Origin of the sequence: Ramlibacter sp., from assembly GCF_035706265.1 — a bacterium.
Taxonomy (GTDB): domain Bacteria; phylum Pseudomonadota; class Gammaproteobacteria; order Burkholderiales; family Burkholderiaceae_C; genus Ramlibacter.
Genome location: NZ_DASSVG010000653.1, coordinates 1 through 5,122 on the forward strand (window position 1 = coordinate 1; position 5,122 = coordinate 5,122).

Below are 5,122 nucleotides of genomic sequence, written 5' to 3' on the forward strand. Positions count from 1 at the left end.
CAGCGGGTCGAACAGGGCCTGGTGGACGCGTTCATCAGCGCCGGCGCCAACGCCGGCCTGCTGCGCCGGCAGGTCCGCGCGCCCGTGGCCACCATCCAGCTCGCCGGGTTGGACATCCTGCAGGCCCTGATCACCGCCCGCCGCAGCTCGCGCCGGGTCGGCGTGGTGGTCTACGGCGAGACCCTGCCGGACCTGGAGGCCGTGAAGGATCTGCTGCGCATCGAAATCGCCCAGTACGCCTACCAGACGCCGGATGATGCCCGGCGCAGCGTCGAGGCGCTGCGCGCAGCGGGATTCTCGGTGATCGTGGGCTCCAGCATCGTGGTGGAGATGGCCGAGGCCGCGGGCTTGTGCGGTCTGCTGGCCTATTCGCAGGCGAGCATTCGCCAGGGCTTCGAGGACGCCATCGAGCTGGCCCGCGTGGCCCGCATGGAGGCCGAGCGCCATGCCCAGCTCGGCGCGGTGCTGCACACGCTGGATGACGCGGTGCTGGCCGTCGACCGCAACCACCTCGTGATCGCGATGAATCCGCCCATGCAGCGCATCCTCCGTGCGGACTCGGGGAGCCTGCTGGGGCGCGAGTTGTCGGCGCTGCAGCCGGAGCTGTCGCTGCGCGAGACCCTGGCCAGCGGGGTGTCGGACGGCGCCGTGGTCCTGCACATCGGCCGGCGCAACTGGGTCGCCCGGCGCGCCCCGGTGCGGGTGCGCGGCGAGGTGGTGGGCGCCGCGCTCACCCTGTACGACGCCCGCTCCATCCACGAAGCCGACACGCGTCTGCGCATGCAGCAGCGGCGCCAGCAGGCGACCGCGCGCCACAGCTTCGAAGACCTGGAAGGGCAGAGCCCGGCGCTGCTGCGCGCGGTGGCCAGCGCCCGGCGCTTCGCCCGCACCGACCTCACCATCCTGATCGCCGGCGAGAGCGGAACCGGCAAGGAGCTCTTCGCGCAGGCGATCCACAATGAGAGCACCCGGGCCAACCGGCCCTTCGTCGCCGTCAACTGCGCCGCCTTTCCTGAAAGCCTGCTGGAGAGCGAACTCTTCGGCTACGAAGAGGGTGCCTTCACCGGCGCCCGGCGCGGCGGCAAGCGCGGCCTGTTTGAGGCGGCGCACACGGGCACCCTGTTCCTCGACGAGATCGGCGACATGCCGACTTCGCTGCAGACGCGGCTGCTGCGGGTGCTGCAGGAACGCGAGGTGCTGCGGGTGGGCAGCGCCGAACCGGTGCCGGTGGACGTGCGCGTGATCGCAGCCACCCACCAGCCGCTGGCCGAGATGGTGGCGCAGGGCCGCTTCCGGCAGGACCTGTACTTCCGCATCAACACCCTGCGGCTGTCCCTGCCGCCGCTGCGGGAACGGGCCGGCGACGTTGCCCTCATGGCCGAACGCCGGGTGCAGCGCTGCCTGGCGCGGCTGGGTTCCGCCGATTCCGCGCCAGCCGCCCTACGCCAGCTCATGCCGTGCCTGCAGGCCTACGACTGGCCCGGCAACGTGCGGGAGCTGGAGAACATCTGCGAGCGGCTGGCCGTCTTCCTGCTGCAGTTCGGCACGGGCGAGCCGATCAACTGGAGCGACCTGGCGCAGGACTGCCCCGAGCTGTTCGGCGGGAGCGCTCCGATGCCGCGCGCGTCGGCGCCCGTGCCGCTGCCGACGATCACGACCCTGCCCGAGGTGCCGATCGCGGCTCCCGACATGCGCCCCTCACTGGCCCGGCAGGCCCTCCAGCAGCATGGCGGCAACCGACAGGCCGCGGCGCGCGCGCTGGGCGTCAGCCGCAGCACGCTGTGGCGCTGGCTGCAGCAGGAGCAGGCCGGCTGACGCCGACCGCGTCCTCAGTCGTCCGAGTCCGCGGCGCGGCGGGCCGCGAATGCCATTAGGCGCTCGTCGCGCCAGGCGCGGCGCGCTTCGAGTTCGGCCGGGCCCAGGCGCTCGCGGCGTTGCGCCTCGACCTCCCGGATCAGGCCCTCGTCCCAGGGCTGCGGATGGCGGCGCGAATCAGCGATGCGCTGGTACAGCGGACCGAGGCGCACCGCGTAGTCGGCCACCCCGCCCGGCGCATTCAGGTCGATGGTCTCGAACGGGCCCATGAACGACCAGCGCCAGCCCAGGCCGTCGCGCACGGTCTTGTCGATGTCCTCGCAGCTCGCGACGCCGTCCTGCACCAGTGCTCAGGCTTCGCGCAGCAGCACCGCCTGCAGCCGGTTCAGGACGAAGCCCTCGACCTCCTTGCGCACGTGCACCACCGTCTGGCCGACCGCCTGCATGAGGGCATCGGCGAAGGCGACAGTGGCTGGCGTCGTGGCCGGCGACGGCACCAGTTCGACCACCGGCACCAGGTAGGGCGGATTGACCGGGTGCACGATCAGCACCCGCGGCGAGAGGCCCAGCTCCAGCGCGATCGCCGAGCCGGGGATGCCGGAGGTGGAGCTGCCGACAACCAGGTCCGGGCCGGCGAGGGCGTCCAGCTCGATCATCAGCTGGCGCTTCACCTCGACCCGCTCCAGCACCGATTCCTGCACGTAGAACGCGCCCTCCACCGCTTCGGCCAGCGTCGCCGCCGGCGTGATGCGCGCCAGGATCGCGGCCGGCGCCTCGGCGACCAGGCCGTGCGCATGCAGCCTGGCGAGCTGCCCCGAGATCAACGGAAGGGCCTTGCGGGTGATCTTCGGGTCGCGGTCGAACACCTTCACCCGCAGGCCGGCACGCGCGTACACGATGGCCCAGCCGGAGCCCACCAGCCCGGCTCCGACGATGGCGACCGGGCGGCCGCCACTGAGTTCCTCGATTCCTGTCATCTGTCTCGTTTCCTTGTCTGCACCGTCGCGCGTTCGACCAGCGCGCAGGGCACGGTCACGCTGCGGGCCATCACCTCGCCATGGATCTGCTCGAACAGGAGGTCGCGGGTCGCCTCCACCATGCGGTCCACGTCCTGCTGCACCGTGGTCAGCGCGAATGAGGGCCAAGCGGCCTGCGGCACGTTGTCGAAGCCGACGACCGAGACGTCCTGCGGCACGCGCAGGCCGAGCTCGCTGCGCAGCGTCTCCAGCGCGGCGATGGCCATGTGGTCGTTGGCGGCAAAGAGCGCGTCGGGCCGGTCGGCCGGATCGCGGCACATCTGCAGCACGGCCTGCCGTGCCTCGGCGAAGTCGTAGCGGCCGACGGCCCGCGCATGCAGCGCCAAGCCGGCCTCGGCCAGCGCGTCGCGCAGGCCCGCCTCGCGGTCCAGGCTGGTCGAAGCGTTCTCCAGGCCGGCGAGCCAGGCGATGCGCCTGTGCCCGGTGCGCACCAGCATCTCGCCCACCAGCCGCCCGCCCTCCCGGTTCTGCGAAGTGACCGAGCTGGTGGCGAAGCGACCCAGTGCGCCGACCTGCGCCACCCGATTGAACAGCACCACCGGGATCCCGGCCTCGGCGCAGTCGTGCGCCAGCCCGGACGACAGGGTGGTGGAAGCCATCACGATGCCGTCCACCTGGTACTGGAGGATGTCGGCCAGGATGGCGTCGGCCTCCGCGGTCTCGCTGATGAACAGCAGCACGTGGTAGCCATCGCGCTGCAGGGCCTGCGACAGCCGCTCGATCACCAGCGGATAGAACTGGTTCTCGAGGTAGCTCATGACCAGGCCCACGATGCGGCTCCGGCGCGTGATGAGCGTGCGCGCGATGGCATTGGGGCGGTAGCCGAGTTCGCGGGCCGCCGTCAGGATGCGCTCGCGCGTGGCCGGCGCCACGCTGGCGCCGGCCGTGAAGGCGCGGCTCACCGCCGACTGCGACACGCCCGCGAGCCGCGCGACGTCGTGTGCCGTGGGGTTCGCTTTCATGCCGCCGTCCAGCCGCCGTCCAGCATCAGGGCGCTGCCGGTCATGAGGCTGGACGCCTCGCTGGCCAGGAACACGATCGGCCCCATCACCTCGTCCACCCGGCCGATGCGGCCCAGCGCGATCTTGCCGACGACGAAGTCGCGGAAGGCCGGGTCGGCGAACATGGGCGCGGTGAAGGCAGTCTCGATGAAGGTCGGGCAGACCGTGTTGACGCGGATGCGCGCCGGCCCCAGTTCCCAGGCCAGCGCCTTGGTCATGCCCTCTACCGCGTGCTTGCTGGCGCAGTACAGGGTGCGGCGCGGGCTGCCCACGTGGCCCATCTGCGAGCTGACGTTGATGATGGAGCCGCCCTCGCCGGCCGCCACCATGAGACGCGCCACGGTCCGCGCGACGTAGAAGGTGGCCTTCACATTGAGGTCGAACACCGCATCGATGTCTTCGTCGGGCGTGTCGGCCAGCGGCTTGGGCCGGTTCATGCCGGCGTTGTTGACGAGGATGTGGAAGGCGGGTCGCGCCGCGAGGGCGACGGAAACCGCCTTCGAATCGGTGACGTCGAGAACGATGGAATCGGCCTGGCCGCCCTGGGCCCGAATCGCTTCGCACGCCGATGCCAGTTCCGCGGCAGAGCGCGCCACCAGGGTGACGGCGGCGCCCGCGTGGGCCAGCGCGGTGGCCGCGGCCAGTCCGAGCCCGCGGCTGGCGCCGGTGACCAGGGCCCTCTTGCCGTCGACCCGGAAGCCCGGGAAGGCGGGCAGGGGCTGCGTCCCTATGCTCACGGCTCCAGCGCCGGCACGGGCTGGTACCAGGGCACCTCCGCGCGGGTGCCATAGCGGCGCACGCGGATGTTGGCCTGTTCGCCGTGCCCGGCGAAGTTCTCCATGTGGCACAGGCGCGAGCAGTATTCGCCGATCAGGGCGCTGGCTTCGTCGCTCTCCACCCGCTGGAAGGTGCAGGTCTTGAGGAACTTGCCGACCCACAGGCCGCCGGTGTAGCGTGCCGCCTTGTTGGTGGGCAGGGTGTGGTTGGTGCCGATCACCTTGTCGCCGAAGGCCACGTTAGTGCGCGGGCCGATGAAGAGCGCTCCGTAGTTGGTCATGTTGGCCAGGAAGAAGTCCGCATCCCGCGTCATCACCTGGACGTGCTCGGAGGCGAGTTCGTCCGCCTTCTGCAGCATTTCCGCGCGGGTGTCGCAGACGATCACCTCGCCGAAGTCGGCCCAGCTCTGCGCCGCGATCGACGCGGTGGGCAGTACCTTCAGCTGGCGATCGATCTCCGCCATCGTGGCATGGGCAAGCGCCTCGCTGTCCG

At 71.3% G+C, this 5,122-nt stretch carries 6 protein-coding genes; 1 reads left to right on the top strand and 5 read right to left on the bottom strand.

Annotated features, from left to right (window positions below; translation table 11 throughout):
- Positions 1-1,815: propionate catabolism operon regulatory protein PrpR (gene prpR / locus VFM98_RS23460; protein ID WP_325112311.1), on the top strand; the 1,815-nt coding region annotated here is incomplete at its 5' end.
- Between the two features lie 14 nt (positions 1,816-1,829).
- On the opposite strand, the gene VFM98_RS23465 is transcribed toward prpR, so the two are convergent.
- The 5 genes from VFM98_RS23465 to VFM98_RS23485 all read right to left on the bottom strand — a co-directional run.
- Entirely contained in the window at positions 1,830-2,159 is a 330-nt protein-coding gene (locus VFM98_RS23465; RefSeq protein ID WP_325112312.1) for a 3-hydroxyacyl-CoA dehydrogenase family protein, read from the bottom strand.
- 6 nt (positions 2,160-2,165) lie between these two features.
- Complete coding sequence (locus VFM98_RS23470) at positions 2,166-2,792, bottom strand: 3-hydroxyacyl-CoA dehydrogenase NAD-binding domain-containing protein (RefSeq protein ID WP_325112313.1); 627 nt, start codon at positions 2,790-2,792, stop codon at positions 2,166-2,168.
- Positions 2,789-3,814: a LacI family DNA-binding transcriptional regulator gene (locus VFM98_RS23475; protein WP_325112314.1), complete on the bottom strand. Its 1,026-nt coding sequence runs from the start codon at positions 3,812-3,814 to the stop codon at positions 2,789-2,791. The genes VFM98_RS23470 and VFM98_RS23475 overlap by 4 nt, the downstream gene beginning before the upstream one ends.
- Positions 3,811-4,590, bottom strand: coding sequence for an SDR family NAD(P)-dependent oxidoreductase (locus VFM98_RS23480; RefSeq protein WP_325112315.1), 780 nt, complete (start codon positions 4,588-4,590; stop codon positions 3,811-3,813). The genes VFM98_RS23475 and VFM98_RS23480 overlap by 4 nt, the downstream gene beginning before the upstream one ends.
- Positions 4,587-5,122 (bottom strand): histidinol dehydrogenase (locus VFM98_RS23485; protein ID WP_325112316.1); only part of this gene is annotated, 536 nt, incomplete at its 5' end. The genes VFM98_RS23485 and VFM98_RS23480, both read right to left, overlap by 4 nt.

What these genes read in the sequence shown, in the direction of transcription:
- VFM98_RS23470 (WP_325112313.1), bottom strand. Translation starts at nt 2,792, where the DNA reads ATGACAGGAATCGAGGAACTCAGTGGCGGCCGCCCGGTCGCCATCGTC.
- VFM98_RS23475 (WP_325112314.1), bottom strand. Translation starts at nt 3,814, where the DNA reads ATGAAAGCGAACCCCACGGCACACGACGTCGCGCGGCTCGCGGGCGTG.